Consider the following 23,759-nt stretch of genomic DNA (forward strand, 5'->3'; position numbering starts at 1 on the left):
TTTAAGGAGTCTGTAAAATGCGCTTAATATCGTAAGTTGAAGGAATGATGTAAAAAGAGAATTCTTTAATCAAATAGAACTTCAAAGCATCTCAAAAGACGCCTGTTCTTATTTCCTATACTAAATGAAATATTAGCGTATATTTGCATCAAAATACAAGAATTATGTTTAGTGATCTGGCAAATAAAATATTCCAAGAAAGCATTGAAAAATATCACGTTATCGATACTGTTGATCAATCGTTTGAAAATCCATATGCAAAAGATAAGGTAGAACATCTATTATATAGAAAAAACTGGATTGATACGGTTCAATGGCATTATGAAGACATAATTAGAGATCCAAATATTGATCCTGTTGCAGCACTAAAACTAAAGCGTGACATTGATGCTTCCAACCAAGATAGAACTGATACTGTAGAATATATTGATAGCTACTTTCTTCAAAAATATAATAATGTAAGTGTAAAAGAAAACGCTACAATCAACTCTGAGAGTCCAGCTTGGGCACTTGATCGTTTGTCAATTCTTGCTTTAAAAATATATCATATGCAGGAAGAAGCAGAACGTACAGATGCTTCTGATGCACACAGAACTAAATGTCAAGACAAGTTAAATATCTTACTAGAACAACGCGTGGATCTTTCTACAGCAATAAATCAATTGATTTCAGATATCGAAAACGGTGATAAATACATGAAAGTCTATAAGCAGATGAAAATGTACAACGACGACGATTTAAATCCAGTATTATATAACAAAAACAAATAATATACGTCTCAAAGAAGCAAAGCATCTCATGATGACTGAACAATCTTCGAAACACATTCTAGTCATACGTCTCTCTGCAATGGGAGACGTTGCTATGACTGTACCAGTTATCAAAGCTATGATTCGTAGCTATCCAGCGGTAAAAATAACCGTTGTGTCAAGAGCATTTCTAAAACCTATATTTGAAAACATTCCAAACGTATCTTTTTACACAGCAGATGTAAAAGGAAAACACAAAGGTATTTTAGGTCTTTACAAACTATACAAAGAATTAAAAGCATTGCGAATAGATGTTGTCGCGGATCTTCACAATGTATTGCGATCAAAAATTTTAGGAATCTATTTTAAAATTGGTGGCTATAAAGTCAGTAAAATAGATAAAGGAAGAGCTGGCAAAAAAGCATTAACACGTACAAAAGACAAAGTATTCAAGCAGCTCAAGACGACACATGAACGTTATGCTGATGTTTTTAAAGAAATTGGATATGATGTTCTACTTGTCAAAGAAGATGTATTAGCGCAGCGCGAATTAACTCAGAAAATAACAATATTCACAGGTCAAGATCAAAAAAAATGGATTGGTATTGCACCTTTTGCAGCCTTTGCAGGGAAAACCTATCCTTTTGAGCTAATAGAAAAAGTGATTGCTAAACTAAGTGAAACCAATCAATATAAAATTATTCTATTTGGTGGACCAGCAGACAAGAAGCAATTAGCTACATTAGAAAACAAATATGAGCAAGTAATCAATTGTGCTGGTTTATTTTCTTTCAAGGAAGAACTAGCGCTTATTTCAAACTTAGATTTAATGCTTTCTATGGATTCCGGAAATGCACATTTAGCAGCTATGTTTGGGCGCAAAGTAATTACTATCTGGGGAATAACGCATCCATACGCAGGATTCTATCCATACGGACAACCAATAGAAAATGCTCTTCTAGCTGACAAAGAAAAATATCCACTATTACCAACATCTATCTATGGAAATAAATTTCCAGAAGGCTATGAAAACGTAATGCAAACAATTACACCAATAGCAGTTTTTGATAAAATAGTAAAGGTGATAGAATAAGTTATAAGATGGAAACCACTCAAAAAAACAAACCCCGAAAAACAATGTTATTCGGGGTTTTTATATATCTTTTAAAACCTATTTAAATTAAATATCGTCAAAATCAACAGCAATTGTTGTCGTTGTTGGATGTGCCTGACATGCTAACACCATTCCTTCTTCCAACTCGCTATCCGTTAAAATCTGATTCTTTTCCATAATAGCTTTTCCTTCGGTAACTTTGCAAATACAACTACTACAAATTCCACCTTGGCACGAGTACGGTGCGTCAATTTTTTGCTTTAAAGCAGCATCTAAAATTGTTTCGCTGGCGTCCATTTCAAATGTAAAATCTTCATCATCAACCGTAATAGAAATTGTTGATTTTCCTGTAACAGCTTCTGCATCTTCGTTTGTTTCTGAAGAAGCGGTAAACAATTCAAAGTGAATTGAGTCTTCTATAGCGCCATTATTTTTTAACGTATCACAAACAGTATTAATCATCGCTTCTGGTCCGCAAATATAATGCTGACTAAAATCAACTTCCTCCATTTGATTCTTCACAACATAATTCACTGCTGCAGTATCAATTCGTCCAGACAATGCGTTTTCTTCACGTGATTGACTGTAGGCAAACTTCAAATAAAAATTAGGGTACTTTGCTGCCAACGCAACCAATTCATCATGGAAAATAGTTTCTTCTACAGACTTATTACCGTATAAAAGCGCTACCGTATTTCCATAATCCAATGCAGTTTTTAAAATGCTCATAATTGGTGTAATTCCGCTTCCGGCTGCAAACAATGCAACAGCTCCTTTATGAGAAGAAGGTGTGTAAACAAACTTTCCTTCTGGCGGATGCACTTCTAAAACGGTTCCTGCTGTCAACTCTTTATTGGCGTAAGTTGAAAATGTTCCGTCGGTTACTTCCTTAATAGCAACTTTTACAACATTCTCTTTTGGAGTAGAACATAAAGAATAAGCTCTCCTGACTTCTTCTCCATTTATAGTTTTCTTAATCGTAATATACTGTCCTGACTTAAATGAAAATTCAGGTTCCAATGCTGTAGGGATAGCAAACTCTACGCTTACTGCGCTTGGTGTCTCTCTATGAATATGACGTACTTCTAACTGACGAAAATCTGACATTATGTAATCTATTTTGATAAAAATGATCGCAAATTGCGAATAATTGTGCAAAAATAAACAAACAAATAAGGCTTTTAAAGGGATTTTATAACAAATTATACCTAAAAAACTTATGCATAAGAAAATTATGTATTATATTTGAACAACAAATTACGCCATGGGAAACTCAAAATTATACAAAGGAAGCCTACATACCATCATTTTAAAACTCTTGGAAGAGAACGGAAAAATGTATGGATATGAAATCACACAAAAAGTAAAAGAAATTACTAATGGAGAGCTAAATATTACAGAAGGCGCTTTATATCCTGCTTTGCACAAACTTGAAGCGGAAGATTTGTTAGATGTTGAAGTTGCCAAAGTGGACAATCGCTTGCGTAAATATTACAAGCTTACAGAAAAAGGAAGCAAAGAAACAGTAAACAAACTGAAAGAACTAGAAAATTACATTCGCAATATGCAAGTATTGGTAAATCCGAATTGGAGTATAGAATAAAGTATTGTTTCTTAAATCTAAAAAAGCAGATTAATAAACAATAGAGTGAACACTATGAAACTTACAACAGCACAAATACAAACTATTGACGAATATTTACAACGAAGTGGTGTAACATATTGGGATGTTCGTGTGGAACTTTTAGATCATTTTATAGAAGCTGTTGAAGCTAAACTGACAACAACAACACTTTCTTTTGATGAAGCACTCATGGAAGTAACCATTGCTTTTGGAAACGACATTCAAGAACGCCACCTAATAAATAGTGATAGAACAGAAGTGATTTTCTCTGGAATATTCTCAAACAATAAAGGCTTTAAAGAAGTAGAAGAAGAAAAACGCAAACAAAACCGAAAACAATACCTAAAGTTGTTGGTGAAACAAGTCAAAGAAAACTTTACTCGGTTACAATTCTATGCAGACTATATATGCTTTGCACTTATGGTGTACATTACGTTTCAATACTATACAAAATTGGGTTTTGTAGCAGTTGGAATATGGCTTACAGTAGATATTTTTAGAACACTCATGGTTGTTGGGAAATACCAAAAATTTACAAGAGATTCACTTCGAGGAGAAATGAGTTCAAAAGTAATATCTGTGTTTTTAGGTATTACCATCAATATGTTCGGATTTATCTTCGCAGCTCGTGGATTGGAAGCTAAACAACTATTTTGGGTAATGTTATCTATAATATTGTTTTACCCTGTAATAAAAGCTAGCTTGTCAATTCACAAAAAAATATTCAATGAATATAAAAAATACAAAGAAATTGTTTCAGTATAATACGTAGCAAAACTTATGAAATTAACTCAAGAAGAAATACGATACATTGATGAATATTTGCAGCAAAGTGGTGTGCAATTTTGGGATGTACGTTTGGAAATATTAGATCATGTTGCAACAGGCGTAGAAGAAAAAATGACGCATGAGTCTATGAGTTTTGAAGAAGCGTTAGAAGCAATAACCATTTCTTTTGGGAATGAAATCAGACAAGGATACATTTTAAACAAAAACAATGCAAAATGGATTCCTGCCGGAACATTCTCTGATGGAGAAGGATTTAAAAAATTACAACGCGAAAAGCAAAAACAAATAGGTAAAAAACATACAAAAGCATACTTTAGACAATTGGGAAACCTATTGGTTTCACTCAAGTTCTACATAGAACTTACATTGCTAATTTTACTCATGATTGTGTTTTCTGAATATTCTGAAAAATGGGCGTTAGGTGTAGGATTTATCTATTTATTCTATCCATTTCTAATCATTATATACAAGTTTATCAAAGGAGTAATTCCTAAAAAATCATTACATATCAATATGTCTATGATGGGACTAATTGGATGGATTCACTTATTAAGCTTTTTTCCAAATGTATATGAAATGATATATGATGAAAAAGTAAGCTTTCAGCTATTTGCTGGATTCTTAATTTTGATGTTTCCTTTAATAAAAGCAGGATTTATGCGATACGATAAAGTATGTGAAGAATATAAAGAATACTATGATTTAGTAACTAACTAAGTCATGCCATAGAATTGTAAAAGAAAAATGAAATTGACAAAACAGCAAATACAATATATAGATAGTTATCTAAGCATTAGCGGTATTTCCTATTTAGACTTGCGAATGGAACTTTTAGATCATTTTGTATTGGCTACTGAAGATGAAATGATAAATGCAAATGTTGATTTTGAAGAAGCATTAAAAATGGTAGCGCTAAGTTTTGGAAACAAAATAAGTTCAAAGTATGTGCTAGACAAAAAAGAATGGAAATGGAAAATAGAAGAAAACAAGCAAACAAATGAAGGTTTTCAAAAACTCATAAAAGAAAAAAGAAAGCAAATTCATTGGAGTCAACAACGGGAACTTTTCAAAATTGCGCTGAGTTTTTTAATAAAAACACCAAAAAACATCATTGCTTTTGGAATCATATTTTGTCTTTATTTTGCAACAACAACACTAGATTTTGCAACCATAAAGTTATTACTATTGTTTAGTGTAGCAATACCACAAATTGCGCAATTCTTCTTTCATTTTAAAAAATATAAAAAAATGATTTCTGGAGAAAATGTGCTAAGTGTCATGGCATTACCATCCTTGTTCTTATATATGTTCTCCGTAGTAGATGAAATTTTGTTTGAAAATCAATGGTTGTTATTAACATATTGGCTTTTTGCATTAGTGCTTAACATTTCAGGATTAATAACAATAAGTAATATTAGAAAACGACTTGTTTCACAATACAAACTCTTAACTACATAACAATTAAATATTTGTATCAGTATATAAATAATTGTAAAAGAAAACGATGAAATTATCAACAACGCAAATAGAACAATTATATAAATTTACCCGTGATCATTACGTGGAACATTATGATTTACAAACCGAATTAGTAGATCATTTAGCAAACGGGATTGAAAAACGATGGGAAAACAATCCAAAACTATCTTTTGAAGATGCATTAAACGCAGAGTTCAAAGAGTTTGGGATCTTCGGTTTTAGCGATATTATAGAAAAGCATACGTCGGCAATTTCAAAACGCTACCTTAAAATCATTTTTCGCTTCATGCGTGAATACATTAAGCTTCCAAAAATCATAGGAACATTATGTGCAGTATCATTGCTATTTTATTTCATAAGATACGTTTCATTCAGTGAATGGGTTATAGGTTTTGCATACTTTGGCTTCTTTCTATATTTAACAATACTAACGTTTAAAGAAAAAAGAAAATACAATACAAAAGCAAAGAAAACAGGTAAGCGTTGGAAATTAGAGGAAATGATTTACAACACAGGATATGGTTGGTTTTCTGTACTAAATCTTTTTCAAATAATGTATCATTTAGATGTTTTAATATCAGACAATTACATAGTGCAAATGCTAACAGCTATGATATTAGTCTTTGTGATGTTATTCACGTATATTAGTGTAAATGTATTGCCCGAAAAAGCAGAAGAATTGCTACGTGAAGCTTATCCTGAATACGAACTTTCAGTGTAAGAGTGTAACAAAATTGAAAAACTGACACTAACTACATGTTAACCCAATCCAATAAAACACAATGGTCAAAAAATTTCTAAGTCTACAGTGGAAAGAATTCTTTAGATCTTCCGCTTTTCAAAAAGGAATCGCCATCAAAATATTACTCGTATTAGCTGCCTTGTACTTTGGTGGTTGTGCTTTAGTATTAGGAGTAGGACTCTTTTTTATAGTGAAAAAAATGGTTCCAGGTATTGATCCAATGCAAACGGTAAACAACTTTCTTATCTTTTGGTTCCTCATGGACTTAATCATTCGATACTTCATGCAGCAAATGCCTGTCATGAATATAAAACCGTTAATGATTATTCCTGTCAAGAAAAAAAATATCATTCATTTCCTACTCGGAAAAACAACGGTTTCTTTTTTCAATATTCTACCGTTATTCATGTTTATTCCGTTTAGTATTGTACTACTATTTCAAAACTCAGATTTTCAGTACTCAGGATTAAATGTATTTGCTTGGGTTGTTTCGGTAGTTGCTATTACGCAAGCATTAAACTTCTTAAACATACTCGTTAACAAAAGTAATACGGTATTTTACATTACATTAGGACTATTAGCGGCTTGTGGAGCTTTAGAATATTTTGAAATTTACAAAGTATCAGAATTCTTTGGAGTAATCTTTAATGCACTATACAATCAACCATATTTAGTAGTCATTCCTGTTGCATTGGCATGTTTTCTATACTACTTAAATTTTGATTACTTAAACAAGCGTTTCTATTTAGATGGTGCAATTTCTAAAGAAATAAAGGAAGTAAAAACGTCAGATCTTTCATGGTTAGATCGTTTTGGGAAACTGGCAACATTCCTAAAAAATGATGTGCGAATGATTTCTAGAAACAAAAGGCCACGACAAGTAATATTTATGTCAGGAATGTTTTTATTCTACGGACTCATCTTTTTTACGCAAGATATTTATCGTGATATGCCAGCGATGTTAGCATTTGCTTCGTTATTTATTACAGCAGGTTTTCTATTCTCGTTTGGACAAATGGTGCCTTCGTGGGATAGTGAATATTACAAAATGATGATGAGTCAAAACATTCCATACAGGCAATACCTAGAATCAAAATGGTATCTAATGGTATTGGCGGTATTAATCTCATTCATACTCAGTACGCCATACATTTACTTTGGTTGGGACATTTTTGGAATGATAGCCGCAGGCGCATCATTCAATATCGGAATCAACTCGTTTGTAACACTATTTGGTGGTGCACTTAATAGAGTTCCGATAGAATTAAACGCAAAAGCAAAAGCGTTTAGTAATACACAAGGATTCAATCCAACTCAATTACTAGTAGCATTGCCAAAACTGCTATTACCTGTATTGTTATTGTATGTTCCATACTTATTATTCGATTTAACAACAGGAATTATTTGCTTAGGAGCAAGCGGAATTATTGGGTTACTATTTAAGAATTTCTTCTTAAACAAAATTGAAAAAGTATATCAAAAAGGAAAGTATAAAACCATTTCAGCTTTTGGCGAAAAAAAATAATCTATTAAAACGACACACATGATTGCAATATATGATATCTCAAAAACGTACGGATCAAATACCGTACTCAAAATAGGTAAACTAGACATACCAAAAGGACAAAGTTTTGGATTGGTAGGAAACAATGGAGCAGGAAAAACAACATTATTCAGTTTATTACTTGATTTAATTCAGCCGTCAAGCGGATATATCAAAAATAATGGAATAAAAGTACACGAAAGCGAAGAGTGGAAACCGTTCACGTCGTCATTTATTGATGAAAGTTTTCTAATTGGCTATTTGACTGCAGAAGAATATTTTTACTTCATAGGTGAGCTAAGAGGGCAAAACAAATCGGATGTTGATCAACTATTGTCACAATTTGAAGATTTCTTTCACGGAGAAATTCTAAACCAAAAAAAATACTTGCGAGATTTAAGTAAAGGAAACCAAAAAAAGGCTGGAATTGTTGCTTCTTTCATTGGAAATCCGGAAGTAATCATCCTAGATGAGCCGTTCGCAAATCTAGATCCTACAACGCAAATTCGTTTAAAAGGAATCATTAAGAAACTAGCAGAAGATCAAAACGTAACGGTTTTAGTATCAAGTCACGATTTAATGCATGTAACGGAAGTTTCAGACCGAATCGTAGTACTCAACAAAGGTGAAGTTGTAAAAGATATTGAAACTTCTGAAGAAACACTTAAAGAATTAGAAATGTTCTTTGCTGGATAAGAAGAAAAACAACCGTAATGGAAAGGATAGTAGGTATGTAAATTCAAACATATGCTTACTATCCTTTTTTAATTTAAAAACCTTTTAAGTCACAGGATTAGCTAGCTTTAAATTTATTCATTTCAATATTTGTAAGTTAATATTTTAGGCAAAATAAAGATTGACTTACTTTTAATAGAAAATGACACATATTTACAATTTTTTGACACATATGTAACATTAAATTTTTTGATAAAATTCCGAAAATAATATATTTTCGGGCAAAAATATCCCCTAAGTTAAATCCTATTTATGTCATGAAAAAACGCCCCTACTTTCATGCAGTTACTGCGTGTGAATTATTGCAAAGACAGCTATATTTATTAATTTTTAGCCTGCTATTTCTTAACATTTCTTATGCTCAAACAACAATTGCGCAACAGCAATTTAACAACGGAAGTGCTACGGCTCAGATTCTAATTGCTGATCAAAATACCACAACCAATGTTACCGTTCATCAGGGAACAGATAATTGGGATTATACAGCCACATCTACCAATGGGCAAATTAGAGTTGTAAATTCAATAATAACAACTCCAGCGTCAGCTGATTATTGCTTGGAATTTAAAAATTATTGGGATAATGCGCCAAACATTGTATTAGCACAACAAGACATTAGCATATACAATAGTGTTACCTTTTCCATAGCGTACCATTCACTTGGAGATCCTGAAAATAATGAAGACTTATGGTTAGATTATTCTTACTATGAATCAGGTGCTTGGGTTAATAATACGGTTCAACTTATAGATGGAGCAAATGATACTTCAGATGCATTAGCATTTGGAACCAATGGTGTACAAACAAATCCTTACACAGTACCTATTCCGGATGCTGCAACCGCTTTTACAGCAACAATTCGTTGTACATTTCAAAATGCAGCTGGAGGAAATGATAATTATTACATAGACGATTTAACTTTAGAAGGAATTTTAGCAGTAACTCCTCCACAGGCATTCTGTAACGACATTGTAATTTCACTGGATGCTTTTGATACTGCAACTATTACAACTGCAGATATTGACAACGGATCTACGGTAGATTCTGGAGTTCCAATGTTGTCACTTGATAAAACAAATTTTACCTGTTTAGATCTTGGAGCAAATACGGTAACGCTGACAGTGGAAGATAGTTATGGTTTAACGGATACTTGTACTGCAACTGTTACGGTAAATGCTTATACTGGAGCTTTGATGGCGCCTACATTGCCAAATGTTAATGCGTATTGTGATTATACAGCGGCAGCAGTTAGTTCTTCGTATCAATGTAGAACCATTACACCAACAACAAGTGATCCTGTTTCTTTTTCTACAGCAGGAAGCTATACAATTGATTGGCTATACTATGATTCCGTAACTGGAAATTCAGCAATAGCAACTGAAAATATTACTATTAGTGGATTAATAGCACCAACGAACATAGCAACCAGTGCGCTGGAAGCTACAACAGCCACCATAACTTGGGATGCACTTGCAGGAATAACTTCCTATGAAGTTCAATATCGTGAAGTTGGTAGTACAGATTGGATTACGCTACTGGCACCTTCAAATTCATTAAATCTTACGGGATTAAGCTCTAATACAGATTATGAATTAGAAGTGAGTTCTATATGTAATGGAGGTAATTCTGCTTTTTCAAGCACCTTCAACTTTACAACAACAGATCATGCATACTGCACACCTGTAGTAACTAATTTAAGTGCAGCACACTATATAAATAGAGTTCGTTTTGGATCACAAGCACAAAACATAGACAACTCTTCTGGATATGACAATGGTTATGGAGATTATACTGCTAGCATTGCAGATGTTAACATAGGAAGTACAGAAACGATACGAATAGATGTAAACAAAGATCAAAACTGGATGCAAGTAGGTTTTGCAGTTTGGATTGATTTAAATAATGATGGTGATTTTACAGACACAGGAGAAGATATTTGGTTTCAGGGAGGAACAGGAACAGCCGGAACAGTAGCAGGAAACTCTGTGTCAGCCAATTTTACCATTCCTACTTCAGCGGTAGCTGGACAAACAAGAATGCGTGTAGCGTTTAGAAATTGGTGGCATCCAACAGATCCATGTGATGGAGATTTTAATGGAAATTTGGGGGAATTTGAAGATTATTCTATAAACCTTATTATTGATCCAGCTTCTCCGGGAGAAATTTCTATTTCAGGAAATGGAAACATAATTAACGATGGTGCAGGATTAGGGGATGCTGATACAGAAAACGAAACAGACTTTGCTGTATATGATATTTATGAAGGAACAATTACAAATGTATATACCATTAGTAACAATGGAGGACTCGATCTAAATTTAGTCGGAACTCCAGTAGTTCAAATTTCAGGAAGTACTGATTTCTCGGTTACACAACCTGCAGATACAGTATTGAGCATAGGGGAAAGTACAACATTTACGATCAGTTATGATCCTTCAACAATTGCCGTACATCAGGCAACCATAACTATAGGAAACGATGATAGTGATGAAAATCCATATACATTTGTTGTAAGAGGAGAAGGTGTGCAGACATTTCCTGATACGGATGGAGATGGTATTACTGATAATGTAGATATTGATGATGACAATGATGGAATTATAGATACGTTAGAAAATTCAGCTTGTGGAAGCGCTTTAAATGCAACACAAACAGAAGTTGTGTTTCTGAATGAAACTTTCGGTTCTAATGCAGCAACACGTGTAGAAATTGACGCGTTTACTATTGGAGTGCAAACGACATATTGTTATGAAAATGGAGCGGGAACTGCTTGCCCTACAGCTTTTAATCCAACAAGTTTAAACGATGGAGAATATACAGTATACCATCAAATAGCAAATGGAGATGGAGTAGATCAGACGCCTACAGATGACATTGCACAATGGGCTGATAATTATTGGTATACTGGAGATGATCATACGCCTGGTGATGTAGATGGAAGAATGGCAATATTTAATGCAGATGAAGATCCGGGAATCTTTTTTGAAGCAAATATTGTAGGAGTAACACCAAATGTGCCTATTACCTATGGGTTTTCAGCTTTAAATATTGATAGAACTGATGCCATTGATATTGCAACCCGATTACGTCCGGAAGTGCAAATATTAGTTTTTGATCCTAATGGAAATCAAATTGCAACGGCTACTTCGGGGTTAATTCCGCCAACGTCTCCAGCAGGAGATTGGGTTGAGGTAAGCGCTACTTTTACAACCACATTTACGCAATTTACAGTACAACTTGTAAATAATCAATTAGGAGGTATCGGAAATGACTTAGCTATTGATGATATCTTCGTAAAACAACAACTATGCGATTCCGATGGAGATGGAATTGCGGATACAGTTGATTTAGATAACGATAATGATGGAATTCCTAACATCGTTGAATTAAACCTGCCAGACAATGACAAAGATGCTACATTATTTAATGATACAGTAGTTCCTTGGGCAGATACCAATAACAATGGTATGCATGACTTATATGAAAGCATTACGCTATTAGATTCTGATTTAGATGGAACGCCTGATTATATAGATCTTGATAGTGATAACGACGGAATTTTTGACAGTGAAGAATATGATGGTTTTGGAGATGTAGATGTAAGTGGAAATGGTGTTGGTGAAGGTACAGATGTAGATGATAAAGATCCAGCAACTGAGCCAGATGGAGATGGAATCCTTCCAATGATGGACTTAAATGATGATGGAGTCGGAAACGATCACGGAAGTGCAAACTATCCAACACCAGCAGATAGTGACTTTGATGGAATTCCTGATTATTTAGATGTTGATAGTAATGATGCTACAAACAATCCTTCTAACGGAACCGACATAAGCGCTACAATTTATGCACATTTAGATGCAGACAATGATGGTGAAATTGATGGTGCAGCAGATATAGATGGCGATGGTATTTTAGATGCTTTTGATACAGATACAGCTTCTTACGGATCACCAAGAGATATCGATGACAAATACACACTTTTCTTTGATGGAAGAAATGATTATGTGGAAGATAGCAATGTTATAAGTGCTGGAGATGCTTCATTGATGGCATTCGTAAGAATAACTGGAGCTAATGCAACCAGCTCAACACGTGTGGTAGTTGGGCAGCAAAACTTCTATATTACTGTAAATACAGACAATACTGTAAGTGTTTCTTTAAACGGAGCTACAATTGTAACTTCTTCAACAAGAATTAGAGATGGAATTTGGACGCATTTGGCAGTTGTGACATCTTCTGTTGGTAAAACAGCACTCTTTATCAATGGAGAACAAGATGGGTCGTCTGCATTAGGAGGAGTAAATTCGGATACTTCTGGATTAACTATTGGAAGAGAGCCAGCAAGTGATACTAATTACTTTGCAGGGGAAATAGATGAAGTTAGAGTATTTAACAAAGCGTTGGAGACAAATGAACTACAACGTATGATCTATCAAGAATTAGACGACACAAATAGCTTTGATAGCGGAACAATTATTCCATATGATATTTCTACTTCATTAGGAACATCGCTATTAAAATACTACAAAATGGATACATTTAAAGATGATATCCTTGATGATAAAACTACTGTTACTGTTGATGAAAATACAGGTGCTAGAATTTATAACATCAAAAATATTTATCCACAAACAGCGCCATTACCATACGAAACACAAGCAGATGGCGATTGGACAACAACAGGAACATGGTTGCACGGTGATGTGTGGGATATCACAAGCACAGCAGTAAATAAAGATTGGTCAATAGTGCATGTAAAACATAATATAAATACTTCAGATACCCATAAAGGAATCGGTTTAGTAGTTGATGACGGTGTAAAACTTCAAGTAACAAGCGATGTTGAGCTACAGAATTCATGGTACTTAAACCTTAATGGAGCAATAGATTTACAGGGAGAAGCGCAATTAGTACAAACAGAAACAAGTACCATTGTTGCTGGTGCAAATGCAAGTCTTGAAAGAGATCAGCAAGGAACAAGAAATCTGTACACGTACAACTATTGGTCATCACCTGTACATACGACAAATCCTGATGCTGCTATTGACGGAGACGAATCGTATACCTTACAAGGTGTTCTTATGGATGGAACTGACCCAAGTAATCCGGAAGCTATCAATTTCATTGGTGGACTCAATGGGAATGGTGCTACAACGCCAATTCAAGTAGCTGAGTATTGGGTTTGGAAATTTGTAAATGGATTAGATGGTGAATATTCACTTTGGCAACATGTACAAAGTACAGGAAATCTATTAGTAGGAGAAGGATACACCTTAAAAGGACCATCAACAGATCCAATTGCAAACGAACAAAACTATGTATTCAGAGGTGTTCCAAATAACGGAACCATTTCCTTAGGAATTAATGGAGGAAACGATTATTTAGTTGGAAATCCATATCCGTCAGCAATAGATGCAAACGAACTTATCAACGATAATACACATCTTAGTGGAACACTATATTTTTGGGAGCATTATGGCGGTAACTCACACGTATATGTACAATATCAAGGTGGTTACGGACTTTACAACCTTTCAGGGGGAACTACGGCTATTGCACTTGTAGGGATAGATCCAGGAGGAACTGCCTTAAAAACACCAAGAAGATACATTCCTGTAAGTCAGGGATTCTTTGTCGTAGCAGATACAGATGGTCAGGTAACTTTTGAAAACGATCAAAGAATATTTGTAACGGAAGCAGGAAACACAAATTCATGGTTCTACAGAAATGGAAATCCGGAAGATGATACTACTACAACAAATCAAAACCCAGACATTCCAGAAGATTTGCGTCCTAAATATAGAATCAAATACAACTCTCCGGTAGGATACGAACGTCACTTACTACTAACAGTAGATGAAAACGCAAGTCCGGATTTTGATTGGGGATACGATGGAGAAATGATTGAAGACAATCCGGAAGATATGACCTGGGCATTCAATAATTCAACCTATGTGATTCAAGGAATTGATGAGGTCACTGAAAGTACTGTATTGCCTTTAAATGTTAGAACTGCAGTTGGTGGAATTATAGAAATAAGTATTCAAGAATTAGAAAACGTACCTGATGATGTAAATATATATGTAGAAGATACATACAATAGTACATTTCATAATTTACGAAATGGAAATTTCATGATAAATGTAGATGCAGGTTTACTTGAAGATCGCTTTAGAATTACCTTTGCTGAAAATTCATTATCGGTAGATGAATTCGAAATAGCGGAAGATATCATCGTTCATTACAATAATAATGATGATACACTAATCATCAAAAATCCAAAAAGACATGCATTAGATGGATTAAAAATTCACAATCTACTAGGGCAATCCGTATTTGCAGACAAACTAAACACAACATTAGCAGAGATAAAAATTCCCGTATCACTTAAAACAGGAGTGTATATTTTTACCATTGAAACCCAAAAAGCAAGTATCACAAAAAAGCAAATTATAAATAACTAAACAACAAACTCAAATTTTTTAAACCCTACTTATATATGTATAAAAAATTACTCTTACTTGCATGGCTATGCACATCTTTTAGCTATGCACAAGGTCCCATGACGCCGCTTCCAAGTGCTGTAACTTCGGGAACAGACTGGAATACATCTACTTTAACAGCAGATTTTGCTTTCGATTTCCCATGGGAAATCACCTATGGGCCAGATGATAATCTATGGATTACAGAACGTGTTGGAGAAAAAATTGTTCGTATCGGAACCAATGGAGGCGCTATCACAACACTAATTGACTTAAGTAGCAAAGTAGTCAATGCAAAACAAGGTGGTTTGATGGGAATGGCGATTCATCCGGCATTATATGCAGATATTACAACAACAACGAACAACTATGTATATGCTGCATATACCTATAATGATAGCGGTTTAAAAGTACGTTTAGTGCGTTTGGTATACAACAATGCTGCCGGAACGCTTACAGAAGATACATCACTTGATACAAATGGTACTATCTTAGAAGGGTTGCCAGGAAGTGCTGATCATAACTCTGGACGACTCATCATAGGGCCAGATTTAAAAATATATTACACTATTGGTGATCAGGGAGCAAACCAATTTGACAATGCGTGTGATCCTATATTATCACAAGTGCTACCAACATCTCCAACGGATTATGCTAACTATCCGGGAAAAACACTTCGTATCAATTTAGACGGAACTATTCCAACAGACAATCCTGTATTTAACAATGTGCAAAGTCACGTATATACATACGGACATAGAAATGCACAGGGAATCATCTTTGCGCAGGACGGAACGTTATACAACTCAGAACATGGCGCTAAAGTTGATGATGAAATTAACATCATAGAAGAAGGAAAAAACTATGGTTGGCCGCAAATCGCAGGATATTATGATAACATGGCATACACATACTGTAACTGGTCTTCATTAGGAGGCGCTTGTAATGCAGGTAGTTTTAGTGATCATAACTGTCCGGTTGGCGCAGATACTGCTACAGAATATGAGTCGTATCCAACAATAAATGACGTGCCAGCTAACTTTCAACCACCAATTGGAACCTACGGAAGTACAACAAATACAGATCCGCAAGGAGGCTGGTTTTCATGGCCATCAGTAGCGCCATCAGGAATTGACATTCATGAAGCAAATAATATTCCGGGATGGGGACGTTCATTACTAATTCCAACACTAAAAAAAGGAACCATCTATCGTGCTAAAGTGACACCTGAAGGAGGCGACATTGTAGGAGATGCTTATGAAGAATTTCACTCATCAAATGATCGATACAGAGATGTGGCTATATCGCCAGATGGACTAACTATTTATGCAATAACAGACAACAGTGGAGGAACTTCGGGTCCTTCTTCAACAAGCGGAGTTTCTATCGAAAATGGAGGAACCATCATAAAAATTCAATATGTAGGTGCAGCCATTTCAAATCCGCCAGTAGCAAACTGTCAGGATATTACTGTAATGCTAGATCCTACTGGAAATACAACCATTACAGCAGCACAAATTAATAACGGTTCTACAGGTGGTAATGCAGGAATAGACACAATCGTAATCGACAGAGACACATTTGATTGTTCGCATACAGGAACTCCACAAACAGTATGGTTTACTATAACTGACAATGATGGAAACGAAAGCAGATGTTCTGCAATGGTCACGGTACAACCAAATGCAAACCCTACAGCAATCACGGCGCCAATGCTGGATGATGTTGTAAGTAACTGTGCAATTACAATACCAGCACCAAAAGTTATTTCCAACGGATGTGTAGAAATTACTGCTACAACTACAGATCAAGTAACCTATACAGCCGGACAAAGCGGAACCATCACATGGGCTTTTAATGACAATGGAACTATTGTAAACGCTACGCAAAATGTAACGGTAAATGCAATTCCTGCTCCTGCAAACATTATAGTAACACCAGGTGCTTCAACGGCAAGTATAACCTGGGATGCAATCGAAGATGTTGCCTTTGACGTTCGCTACCGAGAATTAGGAGCGCTTACTTGGACAACTGTTGTAGCCAGTACAAATATGATTACGCTTACAGGGTTAGACTTACTTACCAATTACGAGTTGGAAATCAGAAGTAACTGTGGAGCGAGTCAATCATCATACACAGCTTCATTCTTTACAACAACGACCATATCATATTGCTCACCAAACGTTCCAAATACATCAGCTACACATTACATAAACAGAGTTCGTTTCGGGTCGCAGACACAAAACATTGATCAGTCATCAGGTTTTGATGGTGGTTACGGAGATTACAGTAGTAGTATTGCCGACATAGATGTAGGAGACACAGAAATGATTCAAATAGACGTTAACAGAGAGCAACCGTGGATGGAAGTAGGTTTTGCTGTTTGGATTGATTTAAATCAAGATGGTGACTTCACAGATGCAGGAGAAGATGTTTGGTTTCAGGGAGGTACAGGAACTGCTGGTACTGTAAATGGAAACTATATATCTGCAAATATTACAATTCCAAACTCAGCGTTAGAAGGACAAACACGAATGCGTGTAGCATTCAGAAACTGGTGGCATCCAAGTGATTCGTGTGACGGTAGTTTTGATGGAAACATTGGAGAATTTGAAGATTATAGCATCAATATTATCGGAAATACGTTATCTACGGAAGATCAAAACGTACTAACAAACATACGTTTATATCCAAATCCGGTAAAAGATGTCGTAAAAATTGCTTTGCCATCAACATATCAAAATGAGCAAATTACATTGATGTTAAACGATGCGCAAGGTAGAATTCTATCACAAAAAACAATACAAAACAACAATGGAAATACAGTAGAATTCTCAGGAATGACCAACGTTCGTGGAGGTATTTATTTCCTTGAAATCAAAACGCCAAGCAAAGTGTTATCAGTCAAAAAACTAATAAAACTATAAATCTTTCCATAAAAAAAGATTCAACACTCATAATGTGGGCATTCCCACAATAAAAAAAGCACTAAACAGCATATTGAGGAAACTCGAAATGTAAAGTTTAGTGCTTTTTTCATTGCGGTCAGGCTATCCGCTTTTCCTCTGAAAACTCTAAAAACATATATTACTCACTTTTAGTCATTTACAATTTAAAGAGTTGATTACGAACAGGTAATCGTATTCGTTTGTGTATTCTTATTTTATTAATTAATACTTTTCAAATTTAAACAAAATCATTCTAATTCTTTTTAGAAAACTAAAATTATATCTCTAAGTAGTTAGCTTTCCTCTAAATAGTTATTCTTTAAATTTGGTTTAAGATTTCCAAATCATTGTAACGTTACTATCTCTTTCTACACTAATTCAATAAGGAAAACCGTAAGATTTTATAAAGAATTATTTTTTTCTTTATAAGCTATTTTAATATAACAGAAATCAATAAAAATAACAGTCACTATTAATGCAAAAAATCAATGATTACGAAATAATTGACCAAATAACTTCTTATGGAGAAAACCTAAAACTGTGGCTTACGGAAGATAACTCTGGTTCAGAATTTGAAATCTTCACAATACAATTGAAATCTGAATATAAAAAAACGATAGATCGAATATTTAAAAATGAAATAAATCCATTTATCAATGAAAATATATTTGGAGTTCAGAAAGTCATTGAAACAGGATTTGATAAAGTAAACAACAAATACTATATCGTTTATGAGAATAGTCAAGAAGACTTTTTCCAAATAGAAGATTTCAACAAAAGGAATTTTTTAAATCTTGTAAAGACATTAAATCTTCTCAAAAGTAAAAACAGATACGGGTTTGTATTGAATGATGAAACGGTATTGGTAAATAATAATGATGAAGTACTCATAAAATACATTGGATTGTTTGAAATTTTCAAGCTTTACCATGCACTTGACGAAGGTTTTTTATCTCCCGAAATTATAGCGAATCAAAAACCGAAAATACAAGACGATATCTTTGCGATAGCGACTTTATATCAAGAGTATTTAGCTAACAAAGCCAATATAATTCCCAAGAGTTTAGCGAAAGAACGAATAGATCGGTACAAGAAATATTCAGAACTTATAGATGATATAAATGAAATTAAAGAGTCATTAAATATTTCAGATACAAGAAATACTATCAAAATCAAATCAAATGTTTCAGATGATGACTTTGAGCCAATAATAAAAGAAATGAATGAAGTCTGTTATTGGACTATTGAAACTGAAAAATCTAAACAAGGTCAAATTATGGGGCAGTTTAGTACAGAAAATTATTCAGGACGTTATTATGTTGATCCGCAGAACTATCTATTTATTCCTTATATAAATGATCGTTATGAAAAAACAATAAAGATTGGTTCAATTGCAAATTTCAGTTTCGCATTAGATTACACAAGTTTTGATTGTTTTGAATTCTTTCAAGATAAATATGATGAGAAAAATAAATTGGCTAGTCAATATAAAAGTCACACAAATACTTTAAAAGAGTGGCAAGTACTTCCCAAAGAAGAAAAAAAGTTCATAGAAGAAAAAGCTTTTAAAGCAAACTATGTTGAAAGAGCTGAAACAAGAAATAATCAACAAAATATACGATTTACCTTAACGGAAGGTTTTATTGATTGGGATGAAATTAGAAAACTCAAAAAGGAGAAAGTTGTTTTATATATCGACGATTCTGAGATTGGAACAATTCTCGACTTTGATTCATCAGATCAATCATTAATTTTAAAAGACACGAAAGTTGATCTTGAAGAAATTCCAGCCAAAGGAAAACTAATACAAGATGTAACACAAGAAATAAGTCAATACAAGAAACAAGTTGAAGCTTGTAAGCAATTCAAAGAAAGAACTATTGAAAATCCAGAGATTATCGGAATTTTGACAACTCCCGAAAAAACTCCGCCATTCAATCGTATTGATTTTAATTATGATGATTTTGAAAAAAATCTAAAATCAGATAAATTAAAAAATGATGAAAGTCAAAAGGAAGCCGTTTTAGAAGCTTTACATAGAAAACCAGTATTCCTCATACAAGGACCACCAGGCGCAGGTAAAACGACTGTTATTGTAGAATTAGTAGAGCAATTGGTAGCTAAAAATTCTAATTGTAAAATATTAATCACTTCTCAATCAAATTTAGCAGTTGACAATGTGTTGGAAAGACTTCCTAAAGAAATTTTATTCATGCGATTGGCAAGCAATGAAGTTGTAGATAATGATAGTATTCAGCAAGATGTCAAAGCACATTTATTTGAAAACAAGTTGAACCATTGGATTCAGCAAACTCAATTAAAATCAGAGGAGAACTTTAATCATAAAATTGGTGTGAAATCAAAAAATAAAGCAATGATTAAATTTTATTCTTTTTACAGCAGAATACAAAATGGTAATGAAAAGGAATTTTTGAACGAATTCTTTAAAAAATTAAGAGTTAGTTCAGGCTATATTAAAAAGTTATTTGAACATGTAAAAACTAAGAGTGCTATTGAAAATATTTTCAAAAAAGAACTTGGAACAACTAATCTAAAATTATTACAACTACAAAAAGAATGGTTTGCTTTTACTTCAAATGCAACAACAGAAGGGAAATCAGTATTAAATAATGGAAGTACAACCATAGATTTAGGAACAGCGTATGCAATGTCTATGAATGTTTTTGGGGCGACTTGTATTCATATCGCAAGTTCAAAGTACCGAAAAATCAATCTAAAATTTGATTATGTTATCATGGATGAAGCTAGTAAAGCTTCGCCTGGGGAAACACTTGTGCCAATAAGTATGGGGCGCAATATTATTCTGATTGGCGATCACAAACAATTACCGCCAGTAATTACGAGAGAAGAATTAATAAAAGATAAAGTTAAAAAACAGCTTGATGATAATGGATTAGATTTTGAAAAAACATTTGGAAAAAGTTTATTTGAAAAATTGATTTCTTCATTTGAGCAAAATCCAAGCCTAGAACCTTATATAAAGATGTTAGACATTCAATATCGAATGCCAAGACATATAGGAAATATAATTTCAAATCATTTCTATGACAAAAAGCTTAAGAATCCAAATGTTGAAATTGATATCTTAAAGGATTATGATGATGACAAATCACATGGATTAGATTTAAAGAAGCCTTTAGTTCAAATAACAGAAAATGACATATTAATAAAAGTTCCTAATTCTGTAATATTTATAACTACTTCAAATAAAGATAAACCAAACGATAATGGAAATAAGTTTGATAGGAAAAATTACTGTAATGCAAAAGCTATTCAAGAAACCCTTGAAAAATTGAATGAACTTTATGATGGAAACTTAGATAAGAATAAACCTTTTAATATTGGAGTTATTGCAGGTTACAGGGGACAAGTGAATTTATTGAGAAATGAAATAAAATGTGATAAATATTCAAACTTCAATAGTAAAAAGGACGAAAAAGTTAAGTCGTTAATTGAAATAAATACAGTAGATAAATTTCAAGGATCGGAGCGAGATATTATTATCTATGATATTGTGAGAAGTGACAGTAATAAAAGTATATTAGGGTTTCTTCAAGATTATCGAAGAATAAATGTAGCACTCTCAAGAGCGAAACGCTTATTAATTATTGTTGGAGATAGTGAATATATTTTGAAAAGAGCTATGTTATATAAAGATGATAGATTCAATGATTTCAAACTTAAAAATATAATTAAAGAGTTGGAAGAACAAAGATTGATTTATAACTCATTAAAAGAAGCTGTAAATGGATAAGAAATTTCAAGAGAAAATATTTAATAAGTTCAAAGATCATAAAACAACAGAACACTTCACGCTAAAGAAAGTAAAAGAAGTGTTTATTCCATTTTGGCAGTGTAAACAGAAAATTGTAATTGAAAAAAATGTCGAAATTGATCGATTCAGTAAAATTATTTTAGAATTAATTAATAGTAACGTTTCATCACACAAAGCGGTCTGTGATTTTTTAGGAATTACTGAAACTGATTTTGTAACCATGCAATTCCATTATTTGTTAAAAAATGAATTGATGACTGAAAGTATTCAGAATGATGAAACAATTTATAAAGTTACACACATTGGCAATGAATTTTTAAAAAATAAAACTAAAATTCAGAATTTAGAAACGATTGATTTTGAATACTATTATAATGATCTAACACAAAATTTCTTTGACGTAAATAAAAGAATAGACAAAGGTGTTTCACAAAAAAGCAAGAGATTTTCAGGGTATAAAATATTTCAAACTCATAAATTGAATAATAGCGTCGAAGAGTTTCTGCCACATCAAAATAGACCAACATTAAACATAATAAAACAGAATGATTTTGTTTCTTTTTTTAACGATCAAAAAAAGGATAGTACTTTTTATGATTTTGAAGACAACACGATTGTATCACACAAAAGTTCAATTAAATTTATATTGTTAGAATACGAGAATGATAAAGACGGTCAAAAAGAATACGAAATCAGACATTCTAAAAATAGTGTGCATCAATTTGAGGGGCATACGTTAGAAGCGACACTCTCTTTAACCTACACATCTTCATAAGTTATCCGTAGCAGTAAAACTTTCAAGTATTAATAGTTAGCTTTCTTGATAACTAATTATCACTTTGAATTTTATCAAAAGTGAGATCAATTTTTTCATCTATGGTTACTTTTCTCGTTTCGAGTATATCGAATGTATTATATTCAATTTTATTAATTTTTGATATATTCCAATAGAAAGCAGGGAAAATTTCAAAACTAATATTATTTGATTTTTTGTGAATATGTTTATTTTTTTTTGATAGTGGTAAAAAGTATTGAAATACAATATTTCCAAATGCTAGAACAAGAAAATATTCTGGAAATTCTTCTTTGTCTACAAGAACATCTTTCGCTTTAAATAATTTAGCTGATGGCTTTTTAAAAATTTTATTTCCTAATTGGTATCTCCATAATTCGGGTATTTCAGAGCCATTGTTAAGCGGTTCTTTACAGAATAAATGATCTAAATAATGTTTGTTTTCAATTAAATCACTTTCAGGAAGTAATGAAATACTAATTTTTAATAATATTTGGTGAATGTGAAAAGGGACAAACTTTTTAGTTCTAAATATTATTGTACACTTATTTTCGCTGTAATCAATTTCGATATCATCTAAATTATTGTGAAAATTAAATTCTCTAACATTATCTCTAATTCGCATTAAAGTAGCTTTTTTTCCATTTTTCTTTGATGATTGAAATGATGGAATTTTGTTTTTAGTTCTTATTCCTAATAGAGTTATGTATGGTAATACTAGAGTAGATAAACTCGATTCATAAAGTTGGAATGTATTATTACAATTATCACATTCAAAATTTGATGTGACACTATTTTTTCCGAATAATTCTGGAATTATATGTGGAACGGTATTAAAGCTAACTTCAGAAGAGGTTTTATTACAAAACCTACATACTTTCTGGATATTCCTTTTGAAAGGAATAATATTATCCGAACTATTTATTAACTTATAGTTATTTAATTTAAAATCTATCATTTTA

General features: G+C 33.1%; 15 protein-coding genes. 13 read left to right on the top strand and 2 right to left on the bottom strand.

Features of this window, described 5'->3' with window-relative positions; genetic code table 11:
• The first annotated feature begins 164 nt into the window (after positions 1-164).
• Together Q0828_RS04480 and Q0828_RS04485 are read left to right on the top strand one after the other, a co-directional pair.
• Positions 165-770 (top strand): DUF4254 domain-containing protein, encoded by a 606-nt coding sequence (locus tag Q0828_RS04480; protein WP_298418054.1) that lies wholly within the window; start codon positions 165-167, stop codon positions 768-770.
• A 31-nt stretch (positions 771-801) separates the two neighbouring features.
• Entirely contained in the window at positions 802-1,842 is a 1,041-nt protein-coding gene (locus Q0828_RS04485) for a glycosyltransferase family 9 protein (RefSeq protein WP_298418055.1), read from the top strand.
• Between the two features lie 87 nt (positions 1,843-1,929).
• Here Q0828_RS04485 and Q0828_RS04490 read toward each other — a convergent pair whose 3' ends face one another.
• Positions 1,930-2,970, bottom strand: a complete 1,041-nt coding sequence (locus Q0828_RS04490) for a ferredoxin--NADP reductase (protein WP_298418056.1) — start codon at positions 2,968-2,970, stop codon at positions 1,930-1,932.
• Positions 2,971-3,127: 157 nt separating this feature from the next.
• Here Q0828_RS04490 and Q0828_RS04495 point away from each other — a divergent pair, with 157 nt between their 5' ends.
• From Q0828_RS04495 to Q0828_RS04545, 11 genes are all read left to right on the top strand, one after another.
• Positions 3,128-3,466, top strand: a complete 339-nt coding sequence (locus Q0828_RS04495) for a helix-turn-helix transcriptional regulator (RefSeq protein ID WP_298418058.1) — start codon at positions 3,128-3,130, stop codon at positions 3,464-3,466.
• A 54-nt stretch (positions 3,467-3,520) separates the two neighbouring features.
• On the top strand, positions 3,521-4,252 hold the full coding sequence (locus tag Q0828_RS04500; protein ID WP_298418059.1) for a hypothetical protein: 732 nt from the start codon (positions 3,521-3,523) through the stop codon (positions 4,250-4,252).
• A 15-nt stretch (positions 4,253-4,267) separates the two neighbouring features.
• A complete protein-coding gene (locus Q0828_RS04505) occupies positions 4,268-4,993 on the top strand; it encodes a hypothetical protein (protein ID WP_298418061.1) in 726 nt (241 codons plus the stop codon).
• Positions 4,994-5,020: 27 nt separating this feature from the next.
• The gene (locus Q0828_RS04510) at positions 5,021-5,734 is read left to right on the top strand and encodes a hypothetical protein (RefSeq protein WP_298418062.1); all 714 of its coding nucleotides are present in this window, start codon (positions 5,021-5,023) and stop codon (positions 5,732-5,734) included.
• Between the two features lie 46 nt (positions 5,735-5,780).
• Positions 5,781-6,476: a hypothetical protein gene (locus Q0828_RS04515; protein WP_298418064.1), complete on the top strand. Its 696-nt coding sequence runs from the start codon at positions 5,781-5,783 to the stop codon at positions 6,474-6,476.
• Positions 6,477-6,537: 61 nt separating this feature from the next.
• Complete coding sequence (locus Q0828_RS04520) at positions 6,538-8,022, top strand: DUF5687 family protein (RefSeq protein WP_298418065.1); 1,485 nt, start codon at positions 6,538-6,540, stop codon at positions 8,020-8,022.
• 18 nt (positions 8,023-8,040) lie between these two features.
• Entirely contained in the window at positions 8,041-8,736 is a 696-nt protein-coding gene (locus Q0828_RS04525; protein WP_298418066.1) for an ABC transporter ATP-binding protein, read from the top strand.
• 296 nt (positions 8,737-9,032) lie between these two features.
• Entirely contained in the window at positions 9,033-15,242 is a 6,210-nt protein-coding gene (locus Q0828_RS04530; protein ID WP_298418068.1) for a LamG-like jellyroll fold domain-containing protein, read from the top strand.
• 35 nt (positions 15,243-15,277) lie between these two features.
• Entirely contained in the window at positions 15,278-18,187 is a 2,910-nt protein-coding gene (locus tag Q0828_RS04535) for a PQQ-dependent sugar dehydrogenase (protein WP_298418069.1), read from the top strand.
• Positions 18,188-18,683: 496 nt separating this feature from the next.
• Positions 18,684-21,983, top strand: a complete 3,300-nt coding sequence (locus Q0828_RS04540) for an AAA domain-containing protein (protein WP_298418071.1) — start codon at positions 18,684-18,686, stop codon at positions 21,981-21,983.
• Positions 21,976-22,779 carry a hypothetical protein gene (locus tag Q0828_RS04545; protein WP_298418072.1) on the top strand — a complete coding sequence of 268 codons (804 nt, stop codon included), beginning with the start codon at positions 21,976-21,978 and terminating at the stop codon, positions 22,777-22,779. The genes Q0828_RS04540 and Q0828_RS04545 overlap by 8 nt, the downstream gene beginning before the upstream one ends.
• Positions 22,780-22,831: 52 nt before the next feature.
• On the opposite strand, the gene Q0828_RS04550 is transcribed toward Q0828_RS04545, so the two are convergent.
• Entirely contained in the window at positions 22,832-23,755 is a 924-nt protein-coding gene (locus tag Q0828_RS04550) for an HNH endonuclease (protein ID WP_298418073.1), read from the bottom strand.
• Between the last annotated feature and the right edge of the window lie 4 nt (positions 23,756-23,759).

The sequence above is a fragment of the uncultured Kordia sp. genome, assembly GCF_947496985.1.
GTDB lineage: Bacteria > Bacteroidota > Bacteroidia > Flavobacteriales > Flavobacteriaceae > Kordia.